This is a genomic window from Hymenobacter ruber (assembly GCF_054783255.1).
Genome location: NZ_BAAGQX010000004.1, coordinates 968756 through 993813 on the forward strand (window position 1 = coordinate 968756; position 25058 = coordinate 993813).

Genomic DNA, 25058 nt, shown 5'->3' on the forward strand with positions numbered 1-25058 from the left:
AACCGACTGGCGCGGGCTACAAAGTCTGCGCCACGGCAACCAGCTCGGCCACCAAAACCGCGTCCGTCTCAAAACGTTCGGCCCGAAACAGCCCGGCGGCCGGGTCGGCCGGCACCCGCCGCCTGGCGCTGGCATGAAATTCCTGCGCCCCGGTGCTATTCGCAAGCGTCTGAATATTATCGCCGTTGATGCCCGCGCCCGGCATTATGCTAATGCGCCCCGCCGCTTGCGTTACCAGTGCGGCCAGTTGGCTTTGCCCTTCCAACGCCGTGGCCCGTCCGCCCGAGGTCAGCACGCGCTGGCAGCCCAGAGAAATGACATCTTCCAGCGCCTGGCTCTGGTCCGGGCAGGCATCAAAGGCGCGGTGAAAGGTGACTTGTAGGCCACTAGCCGTTTCAATAAGGTGTCGGCAGGCAGTCATATCCACGCGACCGGTGGCATCGAGCACCCCCAGCACTACGCCCTCACAACCCAGCTGGCGGCATATTTCAATGTCACCCCGCATGATGGCCAGCTCGTTAGCATCGTACACGAAGCCGCCCGGCCGGGGCCGAATCAGCACAAACACCGGAATCTGAAGCTGCGCCCGCACCGCCCGAATCAGCCCGTAGGAAGGCGTGGTGCCGCCCTGCTCCAGGTTCTGGCACAGCTCGATACGGTGCGCGCCGCCCGCCTGCGCCGCCCGGGCCGAAGCCAGCGAGGCCGCGCATATTTCCAGAATTCGGCTCATTTCAACAGGAATTCGCTGTCGCGCAGCACTGGCGCATCGGTAATGCTCACCGTGAAGTTGAAGCCCTTTTGCAGGGCGTAGGCTCCCGTCTGGCCCTGGTTGTTTAGAGCAATAAAGGCCACCTGAATGTCTTTCGCTTTCACGCCTTTGATGGCAGCAATGCGCCCGATGGCCTCCTGGCAGGCGGCCTGCGGCGAGCGGCCCTGGCGCATGAGCTCCACCACGGTGTGGGCCCCGGCAATGCGCACTACGTCTTCGCCCTGGCCGGTGGCCGCGGCAGCCCCCACGGCCGGGTCCACAAACAGCCCGGAGCCGATGAGGGGCGAGTCGCCCACCCGGCCGCGCATCTTAAAGGCCATGCCGCTGGTGGTGCAACTGCCGCAGATGCGGCCCTGCGCATCCATCGCCAGCATGGCGATGGTATCGTGGTTTTGGGGGCCGCCCACGGGGCCGTTGGGCCGGCTTTTAGAATTCTCAATGTTGACGACGGGCTTGTACTGGCTGGTTTCGAGCCACTTCTTATAGGCCTTCTCGGCATCGGTGCTCAGCTTGCGCGGCTCCAGCGGAAAGCCCTGGGCCACGGCAAACTGCTGCGCGCCCTCGCCCACCAGCAGCACGTGCGGCGTGCGCTCCATCACGCGCCGCGCCACGCTGATGGGGTGCTTAATGCGCTCCAGCGCGGCCACGCCGCCGCAGTTAAATTTTTCGTCCATGATGCAGGCATCCAGCGTCACCACGCCGTCGCGGTCGGGGTTGCCGCCCAGGCCCACGCAGCAGCCCTGCTCGGCCTCGGTTACCATCACGCCAGACTCCACGGCATCGAGGGCGTAACCGCCCGGGCCGAGAATTTTCCAGGCGCCTTTATTGGCATTCACGCCCGCGTCCCAGGTCGAAATCACGATGGGCTTGCCCACCACTGGAGCGGCCGGCAAAGCCACGGCGGCGAGCGGGGCCACCGCCAGCCCGGCCAGCCCGGCGGCGGAAGTGTGCAGAAATTTCCGGCGAGACGACATATTAACAGGATAAATTGAGTCGGCGAAAGATACACCAGCCGCCAGCTCCCGCGTACTTTCGCTGCACTATGCTACTCCTCGCCGACGGCGGCTCAACCACCTGCAACTGGTGCCTGCTGAGCGGCGCCCACCCCATTTATTTCAGCACCGAAGGCTACAATCCCTATTTCTGGGACACGCCTGCCATTGCCGCCTCGCTGGCGCGGGGCGTGCCCGCAGCGGTGCGCCAGGCCCCCATCAGCGCCATCTATTATTATGGTTCTGGTGTGCTCTCGCCGGCCAAAGCGGAGATAGTGGCCGGCGCGCTGCGGCAGGTGTTTCCGCAGGCGCGGCAGGTGCAGGTAGCCGAGGATTTGCTGGCGGCGGCGCGGGCGCTGCTGGGCCACCAGCCGGGTTTTGCGGCCATATTGGGCACGGGCACCAACTCCTGTTTGTATGACGGCCAGCGCATTACGCAGGTGGTGGAGTCGCTGGGCTACTCGCTCGGCGACGAGGGTTCGGGCACGTCCATCGGCCGGATACTGCTGCGTGACTACCTGCGCGGCCGCCTGCCTGAGAACCTGGCCGATAAATTTAGAGCGACTTACCAGTTGGGCGAAGTCAGCGAAGTACTGGACCGGCTTTACAACCAGCCTTCGCCCAACCGCTTCCTGGCCGGCTTCGCCCGGTTTGCCGGCCAGCATCATGCCGAGCCTTATTGCCAGGCCGTGGTAGGGGAGGCATTCGATGCGTTTTTTGCGCAAATTGTCACGCATTACCCCGATTACCAAAGCTATACGTTTAACTGCGTGGGCTCTATCGGCTACCATTTTCGGGAGGCGCTGGCCACTGCGGCTGCCCGCCACGGCATGGCCGTGGGCCAGATTCTGGAAACGCCGATTGAAGCACTGGTGCGCCATCACCTTGCACCCAACCCCGAATGAGTTTTGCCGGTAAGCAGGTAAATCTGCGAAAGCGCTGCACTTTTGCGCCACCATCACCCCAAGTCCCCACAACCCCATGAACACCCTCGATACCTACAATTTCGCCGGTAAGCGCGCCGTGATGCGCGTCGATTTCAACGTGCCGCTCGACAAAGACCTGCGCATCACCGACGACACGCGCATCCGCATGGCCACCCGCTCGGTGATGAAAATCCTGAACGACGGCGGCTCCGTGGTGCTGCTCTCGCACCTGGGCCGGCCCAAGGGCGGCTACGAGCAGAAATACTCGCTCGAAAGCCTCGTGGCGCGCCTCTCGCAGGAATACGGCCGCGAGGTGCAGTTTGGGGGCGACGTGCTCGGAGCCGAAGCGGCCCAGAAAGCGGCAGCTCTCCAGCCCGGCCAGGTCCTGCTCTTGGACAACGTGCGCTTCTACAAGGAAGAGGAGGCCGGCGACCCGGCCTTCGCCGCCAAGCTGGCCGCGCTCGGCAACGTGTACGTGAACGATGCTTTCGGCACGGCCCACCGCGCCCATGCCTCCACGGCCGTGATGGCCAATAGCTTCGCGCCGCAGGACCGCGTGGGCGGCTACCTGCTGCAGTCCGAAATCGACAACGCCAAAAAGGTGCTGGAGAATGCCGAGCGGCCCTTCACCGCCATCATGGGCGGGGCCAAGATTTCGGACAAGATTCTCATCATCGAAAAGCTGCTCGATAAGGTAGATAACCTGCTCATCGGTGGTGGCATGGCCTACACCTTTGCCGTGGCCGAGAATGGCCACGTCGGTAGCTCGCTGCTGGAGGCCGACAAAGTGGACCTGGCCCGCCAGCTCATCCAGAAAGCCAAGGACAAAGGCGTAAACCTGATGCTGCCGTCCGACTCGCTCATCGCCGATAAATTCGCCAACGACGCCAACGTGGACGTGGCCGCCAACACCAGCATTCGCGACGGCTGGATGGGCCTCGACCTCGGCCCCGACTCGCGCGAGGCCTTTGCCGAAGTCATCCGCAACAGCAAGACCATCCTCTGGAACGGCCCGATGGGCGTGTTCGAGATGAGCAACTTCTCGCTCGGCACCGAGTTTGTGGCCCGCGCCATTGCCGAGGCCACGGCAGCCGGGGCCTACTCGCTCATCGGCGGTGGCGATTCGGCCGCGGCCGTGCAGCAGCTCGGTTTTGGCGACCAGGTGAGCTATATCAGCACCGGCGGCGGCGCGCTGCTGGAGTACATGGAGGGCAAAGAACTGCCCGGCGTAACGGCTCTCGGCTAAGGGCTTAGCTGGCCTTTGAACCTCGTAACACCCACCGGTTTCGGTTGCTTTGGCAGCCGAAGCCGGTGGGTGTTGTGCTTTTGCAGCTTTGGTAAAATCATCCGGGGCAGGTTTACGAACCACGTATTTCTACGCTATTATCGCAGATGCCAGTGCCGGTATTTTGTGGTGTTGTTCACGCTTGAAGTATTCGGGCGACTTTTTGGGATGTTTCAAGATTGTATTCATAAAATCATATATTAATTATATAAACGTGAACGTACTGTGCCAGACACGAAGAAATACTTCTTTAAACTGCCTTTCCAGTGCGCTGCGTGTCTTTTTAAGGTGCTGGTATAGGAGTAAAGCGCAGGTTCTTTTGCGCTGGATTTAAGGTTGCAACATCCTTAAAATGCACTGACTTCTAAATCTTAAGATTAATTAATGTTGAGCAGCTTATTATAGTGTGGCAAAGTGTACCTTTACCTCACTTTTCCTACTAGAATCCCATTTAAAATATGATTACACACCCTACTCAGGTTACTACTCAGGAGGTTTTGGCGCAGGCCCAGCCCCAACTTGCGTCGCGCCGGAGCTGGCTGAAAGGGCTGAGTGCCCTGCTCGGTACCGGTTTGTTGGCAACACCTACCGCTTTGCTGGCCAGCCCGGTAGCGTCCGCAGTCCAGCCGATGCCGGCTTCCGACCTTGTGGGCGGCGACGAATTTATTGGGATGGTGAAACTGCTGACGGGCACTGCTGTGCCCGCAGGCTGGCTCCGCTGCGACGGCCGCGAATTGCCCATTGCCGACTTTCCGGCCCTGTTTGCCCTGCTGGGCACTACCTACGGGGGCAATGGTCGCAGCACCTTCGCCCTCCCCGATATGCGCCATGAAATGGCCGATTTGACCGCCCGGGCCGCCAACCAACTGCCCGGCGGGGTGGCGCTGGGCCAGCTTTGCGTGGTGAAAGTAGCCAACGCGCCGGCCGTTACCACGGGCGTAGCCGAATTGCGGTTGGTGCACCTGCGCCGCCCCCGGCTGGCTACTGTGTAGCCATTGGCTGGTATACCTCAGGCTGGCGCTAAGTAGCACCACTTTAAGTAGCACATCTTTCAGTCTCCTTTTTCACCCTCTTTTCATTTACTATCATGGACCCTTTCGTGGGAGAAATTCGCATTATGCCCTACGGCGGCAGCAGCTCCAACTTCACCACCAACGGCTGGGCGCCGTGCAGTGGCCAATTGTTGGCCATTAGGCAGTATACGGCCTTGTTCTCGTTGCTGGGCACCACTTTTGGGGGCAACGGCACCACCACCTTCGGCTTGCCTGACCTGCGCGGCCGGGCCATTGTGGGCATGGGCCAGGGCCCTGGCCTGAGCAGCTATCCGCAAGGAACGCAAGTAGGCACCGAAACCGTGACATTGGACCAAACGCAAATGCCGGCCCATACCCACACGCTGGGTACGGCTACGGTGGCCGTGGGCGGTAGCGCCACGGCAGCCTCGCCAGCAGGGGGGTATTTTGGTGCGGTGAGCGGCGGCGACGCATTTGGCAGCGGCTCCACGGGAACCATGGCTGCCAACATGGTGAACGGCCCGACGACCGTAATTGGAGGCAGCCAGCCCCACGACAACCACCAGCCCTACCTGGCGCTCGGCTACTTTATTGCTCTACAGGGAATATTCCCGCCGCGGCAATAAACCAAACGGCTTTTTTTTCTGCTCATTTCTTTCCCGCACTTCAATATGTCAACTCCTTACCTTGGTGAAATTCGCGCTGTCGGCTTCAATTTCCCTCCCCAGGGTTGGGCTACCTGCAACGGACAGCTCCTGGATATCAACGAATACAATGCACTGTTTGCTCTGTTAGGTACCACCTACGGCGGCGATGGTCAAAACACCTTTGCGGTTCCCGACTTGCGCAGCCGCGTAGTAGTGGGGGCCCAAGCCGGGGCCGCCGGGCCGGGGCTTTCAAGCTACCCGTTGGGAACGATGGGAGGCGCGGAGAATGTGACCCTGAACGCCAACCAACTGCCCGTGCACGGACACCCTTACGCGTTGCCGCTGGCGGGCAGTACGGCCGGTAACCTGAGCGATAACCCGGTGGGCCATCTGCCCGGGACAACGGGTACCAACAACACCTATACGACGGCAGCGGCAAGTGGTAAAAACCTAGCGAACAATGCGGTGGCTAACAGCACAATTAGCGCGGCCGGCGGCAGCCAGCCGCATTCCAACATTCAGCCCGTGCTGGCTCTCAACTTCATTATCGCCACCGAGGGCATATACCCGCCGCAGCCCTAGCGCCGGTTGCGCCCGACCTTCTTTTCACCTTCAGCTTTCCGAGTTTATCATGGACGAACCATACATCGGCGAAATCCGCCCCATTGCCATCTCTTACGCGCCCAGAGGTTGGGCTTTCTGCAATGGCCAGTTATTGCCCATCAACCAGAACCAAGCATTGTTTGCGTTGCTGGGTACCACTTTCGGGGGCAACGGCACCACTACCTTCGCCTTGCCCGACCTACGCAGCCGCATGCCGGTAGGCGCCGGCGCCCTGCCGGGTGGCGGTACCTATAGCCAGGGCCAGGTGGCCGGAACGGAAACCGTAACCCTGACTCAGGCCCAAATTCCTGCCCACACGCACCAGGTAACGGGCACGCTGAAAACCACCGATTCGCCCGAGGGGGGCAACCCCGCCGGCTTCCTGCCCGCCAGCGACAGCACGCGCAAGCAGTTCACTGACGGCGCTGCCAATGCGCCAATGGCTGCTGCCGTAACGGGCACGACGGCCAATGCAGGGGCAAGCCAGGGACACGAAAACCGGATGCCGTACACCGGCCTCAACTACGTCATCGCTCTGGTGGGCATCTTCCCCTCGCGGGCTTAGCTACATGTCCTTGCTGCCCGGCGGGTCGCCCAGGTGGGCAGCCTCGTCGGGTAGTAAGGATGCGGCAATAGCAGCCACTGTCTTCTACCCTGTTAATCTAGTTATTGTCGTTATCGGATGCGCGTTGCCGTTATCGTTAGCAGCCTGCTGGGCTGGCCCCTATTGCAAGACCTGCTAAGCCAGGGCGTGGTGGCCGGCGTGGCCGTGCCCGCCACGGGCCACGAGGAGAGCGGGCAGGTGGGCGAACTGCTGGCGCAAGCCGGGCTTGCCCCGCTGTGGCTGACGCGCGCCACCCTGACCGCGACGCTAACCGACTGGATAGCCACGACGCAGCCCACGGCGGTGCTGGTGCTCACGTTTCCGTGGCGTATTCCGGCCGCCGTGCTGGGCCTGCCGCCCCAGGGCTTCATCAACTTTCATTTTGCGGCCCTGCCCGGCTACCGGGGGCCCGAACCCACCTTCTGGCAACTGCGCAACGGCGAGCCCGCTGGGGCCGTGACGGCCCACCGCATGGCCGAAGATTTTGATACCGGCCCAGTGCTGGTGGCCACGCCCGTACCCATTAGCCCGCACGATACCCACGGGCTGCACCGCGGCCAACTGGCGCTGGCGGCCGTGGGCACGGGCCGCCAACTGCTGGCGGGCCTGCGCGGCGAGGTGCCGCTGCCCGACCAGCCCCAGGACGAGGCCCTGGCCCGCTACTGGCCCCGCCCCGCCTTGCCCGATATGGTGCTCGACTGGCACGAGCCGGCCGAGGCCCTGGCCCGCTTGGTGCGGGCTGCCAACCCCTGGAACCGGGGGGCGCTGACAACCTTACGCGGCCAATTGCTGCGCGTGCTGGGCCTCAGTGCCCGGCCCGAAACCGTGGAGGCCGCGCCCGGCACCATCGTGCTGGCCGCTCCCGGGCAGGCTCTTCTAGTGGCCTGTGGGGCCGGCCAGGTAGCGCAACTCGATATCGTTGCCCTCGACGAGGGCTATTTCACCGGGGGGCAACTGGCCGGGATGGGCTTGCAGGTAGGGGAGGTGCTAGTTCCGCTGGCCGGCCCGGTGCGCGCGGCCCCGGTGTGAGCCAGCCCTGCGCCAAGCCGCGCCAAGCCGCGCGAAACGCCGCGAAACGCATTACAACCCTATTTGCCTAATCCATTTGGCTGGAACGGATTAAGCCCGCCGGCCGACCAACGACCAGTTGTCGTCCCACGGGGATTTGCCTTCATCGGGCTACTACTTGCTTCATCAGTTTATTTTCCTTTTCTCTTTTCTTATGAAAAACATTTATTACCGACTTCTGCTGCTACCGCTGCTGCTGGTAGCCTGGGGAGCCCGAGCGCAGGCACCGGCCTGGGTAGGGGCTACCGGGGTACCAGCCAACACCCCCGGCCAACAAGTGCTGGCCGTTGCCACCAACACGACGGGCGACGTTTTTGTGACCGGCTCCTACACGGGCTCGGTTACCTTCGGCACCACTACGCTCAATAGCAAGACGGGCGGGGCCAACGGCAACAACCAGGACGCCTACGTGGCGAAGTGGAGCACTGCCAACGGCTCCTGGTCGTGGGCCGTGAGCATTGGCGGCGACGACGTCGACACTGGTTACGGCATCGCCGTGAATGGGACCAACGTCTATGTAACGGGTCAGTACACGGGCAACTCGGCGGCTTTCAACGGCGCGGCTCTCACAAACGTGGCAGCCGGGGAAATATTCGTCGGCAAGCTGATTGACGGAGGCACAACCGTGACCAACGGTGGGGTGGTGAGCGCAGGCGGTGCCGGCACCGACCGGGGCAATGCCATTGCCGTGAACGGCAACAACGTGTACGTGACGGGCTTTGTCAACGGGGCCGCTACCATTAGCGGCACTGCTTCCACCGGGGCCGGCAGCCAGGACATCTTCGTCGCTAAGTACGTTGATGCGGGCAGCACCTTTACGAACGGTGGCGCCCTGCGCGCCGGCAGCACCGCCGCCGAGCGCGGCAACGCCATTGCCGTAAATGGTGCCAACATTTATGTGGGGGCCTATTTCAACGGGGCCACGGCTTCGTTTGGCAATAACAGCGCCCCCCCATTCGGCGCGACGGTGCTGAACAACGCGGTTAGTGGCGGCGGCAGCAGCGACGCGGTTGTCATCAAATACACCGACGCGGGCAGTCTCGCTTTTGCCAGCGTGGTGCAGGCCGGGGGCAGCGACAACGAGCGCATCAACGGCATTGCCGTGAGCGGTAGCAACGTGTACGTGACGGGCTTTTTTGCCAGCCCCTCGCTGTCCATTGCCGGTACCACACTTACCAACACGGCGGGAGCAACCGGAACCCAGGATGTTTTTGTGGCCAAGTACGTTGACGGTGGGGCCCTGGCTGGCGGCGGCGCAAAAAGTGCCGGCGGCAGCGGTGGCGGCGACGATTTTGGCAACGCCATTGCTGTGAGCGGCAGCACCGTGTATGTAACCGGCTCTTATAGCGGCGCTATCAGTTTTGATGGCGGGACAACCACGGTGCCGCTTTCCGGCTTTGCCGACGTGTTTGTGGCCAAGTACACCGACGCAAGCGGCCTGACCCTGAACGGGGCCATCGGCGGCGGCAGCGCCACCGCCAACGGCAACATAGAAGCCGGCACCGGTATTGCTGTGAGTGGTTCGCAGGCCATTGTGGGCGGCTTCGTTGACGCCCTTCCGGCGACTTTCGGCAGTTCCCAGGTTACGACCGGCGGCGGCGGTTTCTTCGCCCGCGTGGGCCTGGCCCCAACCACCGTCACGTCCATCGTGCCGGCGGCGGCCAACCCGACCAATGCTGCCAGCGTGACATTCACCGTGACGTTTGCGGCCAGCGTAACCGGCTTAACGACTTCCAACTTCACCACCGCCAACGGCGGCAGCGTAACGGGCAGCAGCGTGACGAGCGTGAGCGGCTCGGGCACGACCTACACCGTGACCGTGAACACGGGCAGCGGCAGCGGCACCCTCGGGCTGACGCTGGCCAACGACACGGGCCTTAACCCCGGCATTTCCAACGACCCTTTCACCGGTACGCCACTCTATACCATCGACAAAACGGCGCCAACGGTAACCATTACAAGCTCGACGGCGGCCAACGGCGGCACCAGCAGCAACGCCACGTTTGCCTATACCGTGACCTTCTCGGAAAGCGTAACCGGCTTTGTGACCGGCGATATCACCGTGGCCAATGGCACGATTTCGGGCTTTGCCGGTTCGGGCACGACCTATACCTTCAACGTGACGCCCACCGCCAACGGCGCGGTAACGGTAACGGTACCGGCCAACGTGGCGCAGGATGCAGTCGGCAATGGCAACGCCGCCGGCACGCCGTCGCCTTACTCCATTACCTATACGGCCCCCAACACCACGGTGTCATCCATCACCCGCCTGACGCCTTCGCCCACGGCCACGGCCCAGGTGAGCTACCGCGTAGTTTTTGCGGCCGCAGTGACGGGCGTAACGGTTAGCAACTTCTCGGTGACGACTACTAGCGGCTCGGTGAGCGGAGCTTCGGTTTCCAGCACGAGCGGCTCGGGCACCACCTACACGGTGGTGGTGAACACGGGAACCGGCGACGGCACCCTGCGCCTGAACCTGCAAAACAGCACGGGCATCTCGCCCACAGTGACGAACGTGCCTTACACGGCGGGTGAGGAGTACACCATCACCAAGAGCTTCGCGGCCGCGCCCACCCTGCGCATTCAGGCGGCGGGCAGCGCCAGCGGCAACAGCGACGTGACGGCCTTCGTGGACGTGGTGCAGGTGCTGAGCGGGGGCACACCCGTCGCCAACGGCCTGCAAAACGGCAGCTTCGAAACCAACAACGTACCGGCTAGCGACTTCCTCTACCAGCAGACGGGGGTAGTCGCGTCGCCCTGGACGTTCACAACGCAAGCGGGCGTGTCGCGCAACGGCAGCGCCTTCGGCTCGACGGCCGCCAGCGGCGACGCGGTAGCTATCCTGCAGAGCTCGGGCGGCACCAACGGCAGCATCTCGCAGAACCTGGCCGTGCCTACGGGCAGCTACCAGGTTAGCTTCCAGACCATCCAGCGCAACTACACCTCGCTCGACCAGCGGCTGAACGTGTTCCTGAACAACGGGATTAATGACGTGTTCGTGGGCAACATCCAGCCGAACAACATCCCAACGTACAACACCTTCACCTCGGCTTCCTTCAACGTATTTGCCCCGGCCCTGACGGCGACGGTGAGCACAACCTCGGGCAGCCCCACCAGCACCGCACCCATTCCCTTCTCGGTGAGCTTCTCGCAGAGCGTGGGCACGACCTTCACGGCTTCGGACGTGACGGTGACGGGTGGCACGCTGAACGCCGCCAGCTTCTCGGGCAGCGGCGCCGGCCCGTACACCTTCACCGTGACGCCCAGCGGCACGGGCACGGTGACGGTGAGCTTGGCGGCCAATGTGGCTACCGATGCCAACAACACGCAGAACACGGCCAGCAACGCGGTGAGCGTGCAGTATAACCAGCCGGTAACGGCGGCTCCGGTGGTGACGGCTCCGGCGAATGGTAGCCAGACTAACAACAACACGCCAACCTACAGCGGCACGGCCCCGGCCAACTCGACGGTAACGGTGTACGTGGATGGCTCGTCGCGCGGCACGACAACGGCCGATGCCTCGGGCAACTGGACCTTTGTTCAGCCCACGGCCCTGTCGCAGGGCTCGCACACGGTGTACGCCACGGCCCAGACCAGCGGCAGCAGCGTGAGCGCCAACTCGAACACGAACACCTTCACCGTGGACACCACCCGTCCCTCGGTGGTCATTACCTCCTCGACGGCGGCCAACGGCGGCACCACCAGCACGTCGCCCCTCGCCTTCACGGTAACCTTCTCGGAGAATGTGAACGGCAGCTTCGTGCAGGGCGATGTCACCGTGACCAACGGCACCATTTCGGGCTTTACCACCGTTGTTGCGGGCACGACCTTCACCTTCAACGTGACGCCCACCGCCAGTGGCGCGGTAACGGTAACGGTACCGGCCAACGTGGCCCAGGACGCGGCCGGTAATTTCAATACCGCCGGCACCCCGTCGCCTTATTCCATCACTTACACGCCGGTGACGGCAACTCCGGTGGTAACGGCCCCGGCCAACGGCAGCCTGACCAACAACCCCACGCCGACTTACACTGGCACGGCCGTGGCTAACTCGACGGTAACCGTGTATGTGGACGGTTCGTCCATTGGTGCGACCACGGCCGACGCCTCGGGCAACTGGACCCTCACGCAGCCGTCGGCCCTGTCGCAGGGCTCGCACACGGTGTACGCCACGGCGCAGAGCAGCGGCAGCAGCGTGAGCGCCAACTCGAGCACGAACACCTTCACGGTGGACACTACCCGTCCCTCGGTGGCCATCAGCAGCACGGCTGGTACCTCGGGTAGCACGACGGGCACGACGCCGATTCCGTTCACGGTGACCTTCTCGGAAACGGTAACGGGCTTTGTAACCGGTGACATCACCGTGAGCAACGGCACGATTTCGGGCTTCTCGGGCTCGGGCGCAACTTACACCTTCAACGTGACGCCCACGACCCCGGGCACGGCCACGACGGTGAACGTACCGGCCAACGTGGCCCAAGACGCAGCAGGCAACTTCAACACCGCCGCCCCGGCCGCCTACAGCATCACGTACCAGCAGCCGCTGGTAGCGACTTCGCAGTCGGTGACGGTGAACCTGAATGCCAACGGCACGGCCACCCTGAACGCCAGCAGCGTGAACAACGGCAGCACCGGCTCGGGCACGCTCACCTACACCATTCAGAAAATTGTGCGTGGGCGCGTGAACGAAGGCAGCACCCTGACGCTGACCACACCCAACGGCGCCAACTTCACGGCCATCCGTTTTGCCAGCTACGGCACGCCTACCGACGACGGCAACGGCAACTACCGCCTCGGCAGCTGCAATGCCGCCAACAGCATCGTTACGGCGACCAACTCGTATGTGGGCCGCAGCACCGGCAGCATGGACGCCGTGAACGGCGCCAGTGCTAACAACAACCCCACGCTCGGCGACCCCTGCGGCGGCACGCCCAAGCTCCTGGCCGTGCAGGCCGGCTACTCGGCCGACGCCGCCAGCCTGACCTACGACTGCACTGAGGCCAACAAAACCCAGTATGTGCTGCTGACCGTGAGCAACGGCACCACCACCAGCACGTCGGTGGCCCAGGTGACGGTGAACCCGGCCCCCACGGCTACCATCACCAGCCTGAACCCCACTTCGGCTACGCCGGGCACCCTCGTTACGGTGAGCGGTACCAACCTGAGCGGCCTGACCGGCGTGACGCTGAACGGTGCGCCCGTTACGGCTACCAATGTCAGCGGTACCGGCTTCCAGTTCACGGTGCCGACCAATGCGACCTCGGGCAACGTGGTGGTAACGCTGCCCTGCAGCCAGACGCTGACCCTGCCCTTCACGGTGGTTACCCCGGCTCCGGTGGTAACGGCTCCGGCCAATGGCAGCCTGCTGAATACCCGCACGCCGGCCTACACGGGCACGGCTCCGGCCAACTCGACGGTGACGGTGTATGTAGACGGCGCGAGCATTGGCACGACGACGGCCACGGCCGGCGGCAGCTTTAGCCTGACCCAACCCTCTAACTTGGCCGATGGCAGCCACACAGTGTACGCCACGGCCCAGGCCAGCGGCACATCGGTGAGCGTGAATTCGAACACGAACAGCTTCACCATTGATGCGACTCGTCCTTCGGTGGCCATCACGAGTTCCGCTGGGGCCAGCGGCGCGACGACCACGACCTCGCCCATTCCCTTCACGGTAACCTTCTCGGAAAGCGTGAACGGCAGCTTCGTGCAGGGCGACCTGACGGTAAGCAACGGGACCATCTCGGGCTTCACCACCGTTGTTGCGGGCACCACGTTCACGTTTAACGTGACGCCGACCACGGTGGGCACTGCTACGACGGTGACCGTACCGGCCAACGTAGCCCAGGACGCGGCCGGCAACTTCAACACGGCTGGCACGCCTTCGCCTTATGCCCTCACCTTCCTGGCTCCCGCCATCACCCTGGCTCCGGCTTCGGTGCCGGGTGGCACGGTGGGCGTAGCTTACAGCCAGGCCCTGTCGGCCTCGGGTGGCACGGCTCCCTATACGTACGCCATCACGGCCGGCGCATTGCCTTCGGGCCTGAGCCTGACGAACGGCACCCTGTCGGGCACGCCCACGGCCAGCGGCTCGTTCACCTTCACGGTAATGGCCACCGACAACTCGGCGGCCCCGGGCCCCTACAGCGGTTCGCGCACCTATACGGTTGCCATCACGGCTCCCACCATTACGCTGGCGCCGACCACGCTGCCGAATGGCACGCAGGGCGTGGCCTACAGCCAGGCCCTGTCGGCCTCGGGTGGCACGGCTCCCTATACCTACGCCATTACGGCCGGCGCGCTGCCCAGCGGCGTGAGCCTGACGGGCGGCACGATTTCGGGCACGTCCACGGCGAACGGCACGTTCAACTTTACGGTAACGGCCACCGACGCCTTTGGCTCGACCGGTTCGCAGGCTTACTCGCTCGTCATCGCGGCCCCGGTCGTGACGGCGGTGACGTGGACTGGCAACTTGAGCACAGACTGGTTCACGGCCGGCAACTGGACGTCCAATACGGTGCCCACTGCCACCATCAACGCCATCATTCCGACCTCGCCCAGCGGCGGCCGCTTCCCGGCCCTTACGACCTCGGCCACGGCCAACGCCCGCAACCTGACCCTGAACAGCGGCTCGACGCTGACCCACACCGACGGAACGCTCGCGCTGGCAGGCAACCTGACCCATAATGGTTCTTACCTGGCCAGCAGCCCCAGCGGCTTCGGCACGGGGCCCGTCCTCTCGCTGGGCGCCATGGTATTTAGCAACATCGTGGGCAGCAGCCCCACCCGCTTCTGGAACCTGACGGTGGGCTCCAACGGCGCGCTGCTGGCCACTTCGGCCGGGGCGGTGGTGCAGCGCGTGCTCACGCTCGACGGCAACTTCTCGACCAATGGTAACTCGTTCACGCTGGAGTCAAATTCCTCGGGCACGGCCATGATTGTCAACAACGGCAGCAACGTGGTGAATGGTGACGTGACGGTGAAACGCTACATCGCGCCCGACCTGAACCCCGGCCTGGGCTACCGTCACTACTCGGCTCCGGTTAGCACCGCGACCGTGGGCAGTCTGACTACCGGCAGCTTTACGCCCGTGGTGAACCCGACCTACAACACGTCGGCTACGCCTAATAGCGTGCGGCCTTTCCCCACGGTGTACTACTACGACCAGGACCGCCTGGCCACGTCGACCAACAACCTGGCTCCCTTCGACAAGGGCTGGACGTCGCCCAGCGCGCTGACCGACCCGCTAACCGTGGGCAAAGGCTACACCGTGAACCTGGCCGCTAACCAGACCCTGGCCGTGACCGGCCCGCAGAACAACGGCACGGTTGCCTTGGGCCTGAACCGCAACAGCGGTGCCACGGCCCCCGACGCGGGCTGGCAGCTGGTGGGTAACCCGTACCCATCGCCCCTGGACTACTCGCTGGTGCCTGCGGCCGACCGCGCTGGTCTCGACGCCGCCATGTACGTGTTCGAAAGCACCAGCCTGTACGGCGGCACCTACCGCGCCAACGTGAACGGTGTGGGCGGCAACGCTAACAGCCCGAACGCGATTCTGGCCCAGGGCCAGGGCTTCTTCGTGCGGGTGAGCAACGGCCAGACCAGCGGCACCCTGACGCTGCGCAACTCGCACCGCGTGACAGCTTACCAGAACCCGGTGTACCACCGCACGACCGAAACCCGTCCGCTGGTGCAGCTCGACCTGCAAGGTGCCTCGGGTTCCGACCCGCTGTATGTGTACTTCGAACAGGCCGCTACGGCCGGTACCGATGCGGAATTCGATGCCGTGAAGCTGCCCAACTCGACCGGCCTGAACCTGGCCGCCTGGGCTGGCAGCGACAAGATGGCCATCAACGCCCTGCCGCTGACCTCGACGGCTTCGGTGACGGTGCCGCTGTTCATTGGCCTGCCCGTGACGGGTACCTACACGCTACACGCGGCGCAGGTACTCAACTTCGGGGCCGGCGAGCAACCCTTCCTGCGCGACTTGCAGCTGGGTACGCTCACCGACCTGAGCCTGCACCCCGACTACACCTTCACCATGAACGCGGCCAATACCACCCCGCGCTTCGAGCTGGTGTTTGGCGCCCGGGTGCTGGGCGTGGCTTCGGCCAAGCTGTCGGCCCAGGTAGCCGTGTACCCGAACCCCGCCAGCAAGGCGGTATTCGTCGAACTGCCTGCCGCCCTCAACCGCAAGGCCGTGACGGCCGCGCTGATTGACGGCCTGGGCCGGGTAGTGCTCACGCAGGCCCTGCCTGCCGGCCAGCCCACCTACACCCTGCCGCTGACCAACCTGGCCACCGGCGTGTACTCGCTGCGCCTCCAGACGGAAGCCGGCGTGGTGGTGAAAAAGCTGGTGGTGGAATAAGTTATCCGCCTCACCAGGCATTGAAAGGCCCCGGCTGCATTAGCAGTCGGGGCTTTTTTGTGGGGTTAAGCGCCAGCGGGGGCAATGTGCCAGAGAACTCATGGTTGTGTTTTTATAATAATAAATTTAAATATATATTTACTAATTGAATTTACGGAACAGCCTCCAAGCTATGTTCACCGATTTTCTTGCTCCCGCCCCGGCCCGTCGAGTTGTGACCCCCGCCGTAGAAATCAAAGACCTGGTGTCCATCGTGGTGCCGGTTCATAACGAGCAGGACAGCATACGCCCCCTGGCCGAGCAGATTGACTTTGTGATGACCGCCCACGGGCTGCCTTACGAGTTGCTGCTGGTGAACGACGGCAGCGGGGACCAGACCTGGACGCGCATTACCGCCCTAGCCGCCGAAAACCCGGCCGTAATCGGCATCGATTTGGCCGGCAACTACGGCCAGACGCTCAGCCTGCGCGCCGGCTTCGAGCGGGCCCGGGGCGACATCGTGGTGGCCATGGACGGCGACCTGCAACACGACCCCGCCTACCTGCCGCAGTTTGTGGCCTACATCCGTGAGGGCTACGACATGGTGAGCGGTTCCAAAGGCAAGCGCCCTGATGGCCGTGCCCATTCGCTGCTCGCCAACACGGCCCACAAGGCCATTTCCCTCTTATCGGGGGTGAAGCTCGAATACTTCGGGGCCACTTACAAAGCCTACCGTCGCTACCTGCTGCGCAACGTGGAACTGCTCGGCGATTCGCACCGCTTCCTGGGGGCCCTGGTGGCGCAACGTGGCATCCGCTACCGCGAATTCCCGATTGAGGTGCATCAGCGGCAGTTTGGGGTTAGCCACTACGGCTTGGGCAAAGCCCTGCTGGTGGTGGTCGATTTGGTGATGCTACGCTTTTTTCTGCGCTACTCGCGCAAGCCGTTTCGGCTGTTCGGGGTGCTCGGGATATTGACATTGGCGGTGGGCCTGCTGGCTACTGCCGGCCTGCTGGTTAGCTCCATTTTTTTCGGGGTGAATATTTCCCATCGGTTCCCCATGGAGTTTATTTTCAGTTTGTTTCTGATAATGAGTGGCATCTTCTTGATTTGTTTTGGCCTGTTGGCCGAAATCGGCACGCACGCCTACTACGCCCGCCGAAACCGGGCACCCTACGTGGTTCGGCACGAGCTGCGCACGCCAGCCCTAATGCTTTGAAGCATGGCGCTGCGTCTCATCATCAACGCCGACGATTTTGGCTGGGATGCGCCCGCCACGGCCGCCATTCTCGACCTGGCCGCCCAGGGTTGCCTCAGCAGCACCACCGTAATGGCCAATCTGGCCAGCGAAATGGACCTGGCCGCCCTGCGCCAGTTCGCCGGCCGCGTATCGGTGGGCTACCACCTGAACCTGATTTTGGGGCCATCTGTGGCGCCGGCTGCTGCGGTACCCAGCCTGCTGGGGCCCGATGGCCATTTCTGGCCCGCGCAGCAACTGTGGCTGCGCTACCTGGCCGGCCGGGTGCGCCCCACCGAGCTAGCCAGGGAGCTGACTGCCCAAATTGACCGCCTGCGCGCCCACGGCCTCGCCCCAAGCCATGCCGATTCGCACCGGCACCTGCACCTCTATCCCGGGCTGGGGACCGCTCTCACGCGCATCCTGGGCCAGCTGGGCGTGCGGCGGCTCCGGCGCTGGACGCCCCAGCCCAGCTACGGCCAGCGCGGTCGCATTCTGAATGTATTTGGCCGGATTTCGACCTCTGGCCTGCGGGGCTTTGCCACGCCCAATGCGTTGGTGGCCGATTTTTCGGCGGCGCAGGCAGCCACGCTGCCGCTGTTTGCGCAAGGGCTGGCCCGCGCCCGGCGGCACGGCCCCACCGTGGAATTTATGACCCATCCCGGCCTGGCCGACCGGCCCGGCTCGTATCTGGCCCGCCGCACGGAATACGAATTCTGGCGCGGCGGCACTTGGCGCAAATACCTGGCGGAGCAAGGCGGAAACCTCATTCGGTACGATGAAATCTGAAAAGCACCGTGGCATAAAGCAGTGTTTCAGCCTCGTTGAACGGCGTTCCATCGTCCTTCACCTACCAGTGCCCCTGGTAAAGCCACTACCGCCGATAGCAGATAAAAGAGTAAACTGAGGCTGACCGATACCGCCACATCGAGCCCCAGCCACTGCGCCCCAAGCAGAAATACCACCTCGCGCGCTCCCGCTCCGCCCACGGTAAACGGCAAGGCCGCTGCCACCGATGAAGCCAGAAACACCAGCAGGTACGCGGGCTGCTGCGAGACGGTGTGCGTGGCGGCGAGCAAAGCCAGCGCGCACAGCAGCTGGGCCGCCTGTACTCCCAGAGCCAGCGCTTGGGTGCGCCAGTACGTGGGGCCAAACGGCGCAAACCACCGCCCCGTAGCCGCCGCGCCACCCCAGAGCAGGCCCGCCGCCCCCAGGCCCGCTACCCCGCGCCACATCCAAAGCCTAGGCAGCGGTAGCGGCACCACCCAAGCCAGGGCCACCAGCAATACCCCCAGCGCCAGCAAGCCGCTCACGCGGTCCAGCACCAGGGCGCGGACCAGAGCGGCGGTTTTGGTGGGGAAGGCGCGCCGCAGCACCAGCACCTTATAGCCGTCGCCGCCGATACCGCCGGGCAGAAAGAGGTTGTAGAACATGCCCAGCCAGTAGAGGCGCAGATTGGCAGCCTCGGACAAATCGACCCCGATGGCTCGCTGAAAGTAGTTGAGGCGGCGGGCTGCCAACCACTTTGAAACCGCGAACAGCCCCACTGCCAGCCCCAGCCAGCCCGGCTGCACGCTGCCCAGCACCTGCCCAATCTGGCGCGGACTGATACGGCGAAACACAAACCACAGCGCGGCCGCCAGCAGCCCCAACTTCAGCAGCAGGAGGAGGGTGGCGCGCAGGCGGGGCGGGAGGGTCAAGGCGCGGGGAGGCGGTTGGGGTAGTGGTTTGACGATGAAAATAATTCTGGCTGGTCGAATTTTACTAGGTGCAGGCGAATGCCCCGGTCGATGACGAACTCATAGTACTGGCGGTAGCGCCGGCCGGTGAGGTACCGGTCTTCGGCCAGGTAAAAGGCGTTTTTGGCGGGCGCGGCGGGCAGCAGCGGCGACGTGGACGAATACACGATGTGGCCCGTGCCCCGCGTGATGTAAAACGCCTCGTCGTTGTCGACGTGCGTATCGGCCAGCTTATACACCGGGGCGTGGCCGGCTATTTGCGCCACCCGGATAGCTGCCGTGCGGTAGGGCGTTTCGTCGCGGGTGAGCAAGCGGGCGGGCAGCACAAACCAGTTGAAAACCACACGCATGCACAGTAAAAACAGCCCCAGCCACGCCAGCCGCTGGGCCGGCAGGTAGCCGTAGGCCAGTGTGCAGCCGGCCAGGGCCAACACCCCCAGCGCCGATTTCCAGACCACGCCGGGCTGCACGGCGGCCGCGGGTATCCAGGGCACGGCCACCAGGCTAAGGCTGACCAGCGCCATGGCTGTGAGCAGTACGGTATCGAGCACCCGGTGGGGCCAGCGGTGCTCGGCTTGGAACTGCTGGTAGAAATAGACCGCCACCGTGAAGCCCAGCGGCGTGAGCACGAACAAATAGCGCGGAATAGTGCCCGGCGACAACCAGAATACCGGCGTGAGTGCCACAAACAGCAGCGCATTGAAGCGCAGGAAGGGCTGCTCGCGCAGCACCTGCCGCCAGCCCGGCCGGGCCAGGCACAGCAGCAGCAGGGTCCAGGGCAGGAAATCGGAGATGAAATCGAACGGAAACTTCACCAGATGGGCCAATGACTCCCGCCAGGTGTGGGCGGCCACGGTGCGCTGCGTCGATTGGTCGAGGAGCGTGGCTAGGTAGTCGTGCAGCGTGTGAAAATGGCTGTACACCGCAAAGTAGCCACCCGCCAGCCCCAGCAGTACCCCCAGCCCCAGCGCGTGCGCCCCCGATAACAGCCGCCGACAGTGGCCATCAATAAACACGAAATACACCGCCAGCGCCACCCCCTGAAACACCAGTGACGGCAAGCCTTTCAGCAGAAAGCCCACCGCCGTGAGGGCATAGCTCACTACAAACAGCGCCGCCCAGCGCCGTCGCGCGCCCAATTCAAACACCGCCATGAACCCCAGGTAAGTGACCAGGGCGTGCAGGGTATCGATGAGCCCCAAGAAGGAATCGTAGAACAACATGCGCCCGCTTGTGACGAAAGCCAGCGCGGCTGCCACGCCCAGTACCCAGCCCAGGCGGCGGCTCACGAAGTAATACAGGCTGCCGCCCATACCCAGCAGCGCCAGCACCGTGGGCAGGCGAATTACCCACTCCTCGACGGACCCAAACAGCTGGAAAAACCCCACCAGCAGCCAGTTGAACAGCGGCGGCTTGTTGAAATAATACTCGCCCTGGAGCGTCGAAACGAAGTAATTGCCATGCAGCTTCAGCTCCAGGGCCACCAATGCCCGGATGGGTTCATCGGCGATGAGCGGGAGCAGGCCCAGGTTGAGCAGCAGGGCCGGTAGCAGCACCAGCAGGGCAAGTACGGCGGGCACCCAGGGGCGCGCCCGCAACCAGGGTAGGACGGGAGGCATGGCGAAAAGCAGGGTGAATCAGCCCGCTAAAGGTAGGATTCAAATTAGTCTTTGTATTTTATATATTGAATATTTATTTAAAGCTCGTGCGTATCCTTGACCGCTACATTATCCGCAAGTTTCTCACGGCGTTTTTTTTCACCGTGGTGCTCCTTGTATCGGTGATTTGCGTGATTGACTACACCGAGAAAAACGACGATTTCCTGCGCCACGGCCTGTCCGGGCACCGAATCATCTTCGATTACTACGTGTATGTGTTCCCATATTTCGCCAATATGCTCTCGCCCATCACCGTGTTCATTGCCGTGGTGTTTGTGACGGCGCAGCTGGCGGCGCGCACCGAAATCGTGGCCATTATGGCGTCGGGCGTCAGCTTCCGGCGGCTGCTGGTGCCGTATGCCGCGGGGGCCGGGCTGCTGGGCCTGCTCACGTTTGCGGTGGTGGGCTGGGTGCTGCCGCTGGGCAACAAGCGCCGCGTGCAGTTCGAGCGCGCCTACGTGAAAAGCCCCTGGCGCTATGAGGGGCGCAACGTGCACATCAAAATCGGGCCGCGCCACTACGTGTACATGGAGAGCTACGACAACATCAGCAACATCGGCTTCCACTTTGCCCTCGAAACCGTGGACGGCACCGTGCTGCGCCGCCGCCTCACGGCCGATGCCATCACCTGGGATTCGACCCGGCACCGGTGGCATTTATCGCCGCAATTGATACGCACCTTTCGCGGCTTGCAGGACGAAGCCCTTCAAACCCTGCCCGCCCGCGACACTACCCTGAACCTGTTTCCCAAGGATTTCGGCAGCGACTACCACCTGGCCGAAACCCTCACTTTGCCCGAACTCGACCGCCTGATTCGCACTAAAATCGAGCGCGGGGCCAACGACACCCAAACTTACCAGAGCGACAAATACGAGCGTTACGCCTATCCCTTCGCCATCCTCATCCTGGCCCTGATTGGCGTCACGCTCAGCGCCCGCAAGGCGCGGGCCGGCGTGGGTGGGCAAATTGCGCTGGGCTTCGTGCTGGCATTTGTGTTCATCTTTTTTGTAATGTTCAGCCGCAACCTGGCGCAGGTGGGGCAGCTCTCGCCGATGATGGCGGCCTGGGTGCCCAGCCTGATTTTCTCCGGCATCGGACTGGTACTCTACCGCTTCGTGCCCAAGTAGAGCGCAAAAAGCCCCGGCAGAATTGGCAGCTGGGGCTTTTGTTTGCTAAGAAAAAAGCGCTGACCGGTTGGGCGGCGTACTTTTGGTCCATGCCCCAACCCATCGAGCTTCCATCCCGCAGCATTTCCTTCCGTCCCGATTTGCGGGTGATGGTGGTACGCTGGCACAGCCACGCCGCATTTGAAGTGGTGCAGGCCGACTACGCCCAGATGCTGGCCGCCGCCGAAGAGCACGGCATCAGCGACTGGCTGCTGGATGTGCGCCGTCGCGACAAAATTCCTGCCGACCTCAGCGATTGGGTCACCCATGTATTTTATCCGCAGGCCACGGCGCGCATGGCCCCTCGCCGCCTGCGCATGGCCGTGCTCAACTCGCCGGCCCTCACCGAAGCCTATACTTCGGACCCTGCCCAGAGTAAATACGTGACCTACGTCCTGGACCCCGCCCGGCCCTTCGATATCGGCCTGTTTGAAGACGAGGGGGCCGCCATGCGCTGGCTCAACCCCCTCGTATTCTAGGAAAACTCCCGGGCGCTGGTGCCGCTATTTGGCGGCCTTTTCCAGCAGCCCCAGTAGCTCATCGGCAGCTTTTTCAATGTCGGCGTAACCCTGTTGGGCGGCGCGCTCCTTGGCGGCAATGAGGCCATCGCGGTGCACGGTTTTGAAGTCGCCGTAGGGGAATTTGTAGCGGCCTTTGGTGTCTTCGCCCTTGCTCTTATCGAGGCCGAGGTGCCAGGTGGCGTACTCATCCATCTCATGCTTTTTGAGGAAAGCATTTTCGTCCGACGCATCGGGATTGTGTTGGCCCCAGTGGCCGGAATCGTTCTTGATTTTGCCGTCTTTAATCAGCTTTTTGGCGAAAGCGACGGCCGGCGAATTCAGGGAAATGCTCATAGCTCAAGAGGGAAAAGTGGCTGAATCCGTTTTCCTACGTGGTAGCTACGCCGGGGTTCCTAGTGCTCAGCTTTTGCCGTGGAGCAGGTATTTGGTCTGCTTGAAGCTATAGCCGACGGATACCACCATCCGGCCGGCGCTGGCCGGGTGGTCGGTGGCGGCGGTGTAGATGGGCAGCTGAAAGCTGGTATTGAGCGAGAAGTTTTTGTAGTACACGTCCAGCCCCGGCCCGAGCAGGGCATTGTTCATGGCGTGCTCACCGGTGAGGTGGCCGTCCAGCATTTCGCCCTTGGTTTTCTCGTAGAAAAACTGCGCCGACGGGTACACCTGCCAGTTTTCGCCCAGCGGCACGCGGTAAAACAGGCTGGCGTAGGTGGCCGTGCTCGGGGCCAGGCTGTTGCTGAACGTGTTTTCCGTCGAGCGCCGGTAGCTGCTGTTCACACTCAGCCCAAAGCTGTGGAAGCTGCCGATGTAGTTGGCGTACACAAAGCCGTCGGTGGTGCCGGTGCCCACCTGGTTGAGCAGCGGGTAGCGCAGGCCCTGGGCGTTTTGGCGGGTGTATTCGCCGGTGGGCAGCTTCACGCCGCCGCCTACGATGAGCCGGCTCTGCACCCCCGCCGTTTCAATGGCCCGGATGAGATGGTAGCCGGCAAAAACCGTCACGTCGCCCACGCCCGCCGAGTTCAGCTGCCGGCCGTTTATCTGCGAGGTGTTCATCACGTAGGGTACGAAGGCGTTCAGCTCCACGCGCTGCGAGAGGAAGTATTTGCCCCGCAGCTCAATCACCCGGAAGGCCTCGAAGTCGGTCGGGTCGCCGTGGTGCGAGTGCGCGTAGCCGTTGTCGCCGTTCAGCGGCGAGGGAAAAAACGGCCGCGCCCCGGCCGGGAAAAACTGCGCCGACTGCCCCAGCGCCTGGTAGCCGTTGAAGATGCGGTAGCGGTGCATCAGGCTGAAGCTGCTTTGGTTGTCATAAGGCGTGATGCCCATGAAGCAGCCGCAAATGTCGCAGGCCCGGCCGGGCAGCGCCAGCCCGCTCATTAGCAAGGCAATGAGAATAAATTTCTTGATGGTCATGGAAGTAAATGCTGAAGCCTAGCGCTGTTCGGCCAGCCGCGCATCGTGGCTAAACGAGTCGTCGGTAAGCGTATTCAGAAAGGCGATGATGTCGGCCTGCTCAGTGGCCGTGAGGGGAATGCCCAGCGGTGCGCCGGCCGGCCGCAGCGCGGCATCAAGCGTGGGCGAAGCCTGCACGCCGTGGTCATAATGGGCCAGCACCTGCGCCAGGGTGGAGAAGCGGCCGTCGTGCATGTAAGGAGCCGTGAGGGCCACGTTGCGCAGGCTCGGCACCTTGAAGCGGCCCACGTCGGTGGCCCGGCCGGTGATGTGCGCCCGCCCCGAATCGGCTCCGAAGCTGCTGCTCAAGCCGTTGTTGCGGAACGACTCGTCGGTGAATAAATCGGTGGCGTGGCAGCTGGCACATTTCTGCGCCACCAGCACCCGGCCGCGCCCTTCGCTGGCCGTAAGTACGGCGTTGCCTTCGCCCCGCACCACCTTATCGTAGCGCGAATTGGCCGAGGTGAGCGAGGCCGTGAACTGCGCCAGCGCCCGCAGAAACTGGTACGAATCGATGGGCCCCGGGCCATACACGGCCGCGAAACGGCCGCGATAATTGGCGTCGGCGTTGAGCTTGGCCAGCACGTGGTCCAGCGTCTCGTCCATTTCCAGCGGGTTGGTGAGCGGGGCCAGGGGCAAGGTTTCCAGATTTTTCGGCCCGCCATCCCAGAAAAAATCCGGCTTCCAACGCAGGTTTTGCAGAGCCGGGGCGTTGCGCGTGCCCAGGCGGTTGTTCACGCCGTGGCTCAGGCGGTGGTCGGCGTTGGCAAACGCCACAAACTGCTGGTGGCAGCTGCCGCACGACACCGAGCCGTCGCGCGAAAGCCGTGCATCGTAGAACAAGCTGCGGCCCAGCGCAAATGCCGCCGACGTGGGCGGGTTGGCATCGAGGGCGTACACGGGGGTGGGGAAATTGGCCGGGAGAACGGTGCCGGGCACCGAAGAATCCGGTGCCACTACATCGCTGAGGCCGCAACCCGCCAGGAGCAGCCCCGCCAGCCCGCAGGCCAGCGAGGCAACTAATGCGCGGCGCATGG

General features: G+C 63.4%; 19 protein-coding genes. 12 read left to right on the forward strand and 7 right to left on the reverse strand.

Annotated elements, in window-relative coordinates; translation table 11 throughout:
• Window positions 1–16 precede the first annotated feature (16 nt).
• Complete coding sequence (locus ACYVM5_RS14880) at window positions 17–730, reverse strand: copper homeostasis protein CutC (protein WP_460618896.1); 714 nt, start codon at window positions 728–730, stop codon at window positions 17–19.
• Complete coding sequence (locus tag ACYVM5_RS14885; protein WP_460618897.1) at window positions 727–1743, reverse strand: N(4)-(beta-N-acetylglucosaminyl)-L-asparaginase; 1017 nt, start codon at window positions 1741–1743, stop codon at window positions 727–729. Before ACYVM5_RS14885 ends, ACYVM5_RS14880 begins: the two co-directional genes overlap by 4 nt.
• Before the next feature lie 68 nt (window positions 1744–1811).
• On the opposite strand from ACYVM5_RS14885, the gene ACYVM5_RS14890 reads away from it, so the two are divergent.
• The 10 genes from ACYVM5_RS14890 (at window position 1812) to ACYVM5_RS14935 (ending at window position 18280) form a co-directional block, all read left to right on the forward strand.
• Window positions 1812–2666, forward strand: coding sequence for an N-acetylglucosamine kinase (locus ACYVM5_RS14890; protein ID WP_460618899.1), 855 nt, complete (start codon window positions 1812–1814; stop codon window positions 2664–2666).
• A 76-nt stretch (window positions 2667–2742) separates the two neighbouring features.
• Window positions 2743–3933: a phosphoglycerate kinase gene (locus ACYVM5_RS14895; RefSeq protein WP_460618900.1), complete on the forward strand. Its 1191-nt coding sequence runs from the start codon at window positions 2743–2745 to the stop codon at window positions 3931–3933.
• 497 nt (window positions 3934–4430) lie between these two features.
• On the forward strand, window positions 4431–4964 hold the full coding sequence (locus ACYVM5_RS14900) for a phage tail protein (protein WP_460618901.1): 534 nt from the start codon (window positions 4431–4433) through the stop codon (window positions 4962–4964).
• A 95-nt stretch (window positions 4965–5059) separates the two neighbouring features.
• Window positions 5060–5611, forward strand: a complete 552-nt coding sequence (locus tag ACYVM5_RS14905; protein WP_460618903.1) for a phage tail protein — start codon at window positions 5060–5062, stop codon at window positions 5609–5611.
• A 45-nt stretch (window positions 5612–5656) separates the two neighbouring features.
• Window positions 5657–6214, forward strand: a complete 558-nt coding sequence (locus tag ACYVM5_RS14910; RefSeq protein WP_460618904.1) for a phage tail protein — start codon at window positions 5657–5659, stop codon at window positions 6212–6214.
• A 49-nt stretch (window positions 6215–6263) separates the two neighbouring features.
• Entirely contained in the window at window positions 6264–6800 is a 537-nt protein-coding gene (locus tag ACYVM5_RS14915) for a phage tail protein (protein WP_460618905.1), read from the forward strand.
• Between the two features lie 117 nt (window positions 6801–6917).
• Window positions 6918–7868 (forward strand): methionyl-tRNA formyltransferase, encoded by a 951-nt coding sequence (locus ACYVM5_RS14920; protein WP_460618906.1) that lies wholly within the window; start codon window positions 6918–6920, stop codon window positions 7866–7868.
• Between the two features lie 193 nt (window positions 7869–8061).
• Window positions 8062–16275 carry a T9SS type A sorting domain-containing protein gene (locus tag ACYVM5_RS14925; RefSeq protein ID WP_460618908.1) on the forward strand — a complete coding sequence of 2738 codons (8214 nt, stop codon included), beginning with the start codon at window positions 8062–8064 and terminating at the stop codon, window positions 16273–16275.
• A gap of 172 nt (window positions 16276–16447) precedes the next feature.
• Window positions 16448–17473, forward strand: a complete 1026-nt coding sequence (locus tag ACYVM5_RS14930) for a glycosyltransferase family 2 protein (RefSeq protein ID WP_460618909.1) — start codon at window positions 16448–16450, stop codon at window positions 17471–17473.
• 3 nt (window positions 17474–17476) lie between these two features.
• Window positions 17477–18280: a carbohydrate deacetylase gene (locus ACYVM5_RS14935; RefSeq protein WP_460618910.1), complete on the forward strand. Its 804-nt coding sequence runs from the start codon at window positions 17477–17479 to the stop codon at window positions 18278–18280.
• Between the two features lie 26 nt (window positions 18281–18306).
• Here ACYVM5_RS14935 and ACYVM5_RS14940 read toward each other — a convergent pair whose 3' ends face one another.
• Entirely contained in the window at window positions 18307–19191 is an 885-nt protein-coding gene (locus tag ACYVM5_RS14940; RefSeq protein ID WP_460618911.1) for a lysylphosphatidylglycerol synthase transmembrane domain-containing protein, read from the reverse strand.
• Window positions 19188–20849 (reverse strand): ArnT family glycosyltransferase, encoded by a 1662-nt coding sequence (locus tag ACYVM5_RS14945; RefSeq protein ID WP_460618912.1) that lies wholly within the window; start codon window positions 20847–20849, stop codon window positions 19188–19190. Before ACYVM5_RS14945 ends, ACYVM5_RS14940 begins: the two co-directional genes overlap by 4 nt.
• Before the next feature lie 86 nt (window positions 20850–20935).
• On the opposite strand from ACYVM5_RS14945, the gene ACYVM5_RS14950 reads away from it, so the two are divergent.
• Window positions 20936–22015 carry an LptF/LptG family permease gene (locus ACYVM5_RS14950; RefSeq protein ID WP_460618913.1) on the forward strand — a complete coding sequence of 360 codons (1080 nt, stop codon included), beginning with the start codon at window positions 20936–20938 and terminating at the stop codon, window positions 22013–22015.
• An 89-nt stretch (window positions 22016–22104) separates the two neighbouring features.
• On the forward strand, window positions 22105–22533 hold the full coding sequence (locus ACYVM5_RS14955; protein ID WP_460618914.1) for a hypothetical protein: 429 nt from the start codon (window positions 22105–22107) through the stop codon (window positions 22531–22533).
• 24 nt (window positions 22534–22557) lie between these two features.
• Here ACYVM5_RS14955 and ACYVM5_RS14960 read toward each other — a convergent pair whose 3' ends face one another.
• From ACYVM5_RS14960 to ACYVM5_RS14970, 3 genes are all read right to left on the reverse strand, one after another.
• Window positions 22558–22908: a hypothetical protein gene (locus tag ACYVM5_RS14960; protein WP_460618915.1), complete on the reverse strand. Its 351-nt coding sequence runs from the start codon at window positions 22906–22908 to the stop codon at window positions 22558–22560.
• 66 nt (window positions 22909–22974) lie between these two features.
• Window positions 22975–23982 (reverse strand): hypothetical protein, encoded by a 1008-nt coding sequence (locus ACYVM5_RS14965; RefSeq protein WP_460618916.1) that lies wholly within the window; start codon window positions 23980–23982, stop codon window positions 22975–22977.
• Window positions 23983–24000: 18 nt separating this feature from the next.
• The gene (locus tag ACYVM5_RS14970) at window positions 24001–25056 is read right to left on the reverse strand and encodes a cytochrome-c peroxidase (protein ID WP_460618917.1); all 1056 of its coding nucleotides are present in this window, start codon (window positions 25054–25056) and stop codon (window positions 24001–24003) included.
• Between the last annotated feature and the right edge of the window lie 2 nt (window positions 25057–25058).

Bases quoted from the DNA above. Each gene is read 5' to 3' on its own strand.
- ACYVM5_RS14880 (WP_460618896.1), bottom strand. From the start codon at position 730: ATGAGCCGAATTCTGGAAATATGCGCGGCCTCGCTGGCTTCGGCCCGG.
- ACYVM5_RS14930 (WP_460618909.1), top strand. From the start codon at position 16,448: ATGTTCACCGATTTTCTTGCTCCCGCCCCGGCCCGTCGAGTTGTGACC.
- ACYVM5_RS14925 (WP_460618908.1), top strand. From the start codon at position 8,062: ATGAAAAACATTTATTACCGACTTCTGCTGCTACCGCTGCTGCTGGTA.
- ACYVM5_RS14960 (WP_460618915.1), bottom strand. From the start codon at position 22,908: ATGAGCATTTCCCTGAATTCGCCGGCCGTCGCTTTCGCCAAAAAGCTG.
- ACYVM5_RS14885 (WP_460618897.1), bottom strand. From the start codon at position 1,743: ATGTCGTCTCGCCGGAAATTTCTGCACACTTCCGCCGCCGGGCTGGCC.
- ACYVM5_RS14895 (WP_460618900.1), top strand. From the start codon at position 2,743: ATGAACACCCTCGATACCTACAATTTCGCCGGTAAGCGCGCCGTGATG.
- ACYVM5_RS14920 (WP_460618906.1), top strand. From the start codon at position 6,918: ATGCGCGTTGCCGTTATCGTTAGCAGCCTGCTGGGCTGGCCCCTATTG.
- ACYVM5_RS14910 (WP_460618904.1), top strand. From the start codon at position 5,657: ATGTCAACTCCTTACCTTGGTGAAATTCGCGCTGTCGGCTTCAATTTC.
- ACYVM5_RS14890 (WP_460618899.1), top strand. From the start codon at position 1,812: ATGCTACTCCTCGCCGACGGCGGCTCAACCACCTGCAACTGGTGCCTG.
- ACYVM5_RS14945 (WP_460618912.1), bottom strand. From the start codon at position 20,849: ATGCCTCCCGTCCTACCCTGGTTGCGGGCGCGCCCCTGGGTGCCCGCC.
- ACYVM5_RS14955 (WP_460618914.1), top strand. From the start codon at position 22,105: ATGCCCCAACCCATCGAGCTTCCATCCCGCAGCATTTCCTTCCGTCCC.
- ACYVM5_RS14935 (WP_460618910.1), top strand. From the start codon at position 17,477: ATGGCGCTGCGTCTCATCATCAACGCCGACGATTTTGGCTGGGATGCG.
- ACYVM5_RS14970 (WP_460618917.1), bottom strand. From the start codon at position 25,056: ATGCGCCGCGCATTAGTTGCCTCGCTGGCCTGCGGGCTGGCGGGGCTG.
- ACYVM5_RS14905 (WP_460618903.1), top strand. From the start codon at position 5,060: ATGGACCCTTTCGTGGGAGAAATTCGCATTATGCCCTACGGCGGCAGC.
- ACYVM5_RS14900 (WP_460618901.1), top strand. From the start codon at position 4,431: ATGATTACACACCCTACTCAGGTTACTACTCAGGAGGTTTTGGCGCAG.
- ACYVM5_RS14965 (WP_460618916.1), bottom strand. From the start codon at position 23,982: ATGACCATCAAGAAATTTATTCTCATTGCCTTGCTAATGAGCGGGCTG.
- ACYVM5_RS14915 (WP_460618905.1), top strand. From the start codon at position 6,264: ATGGACGAACCATACATCGGCGAAATCCGCCCCATTGCCATCTCTTAC.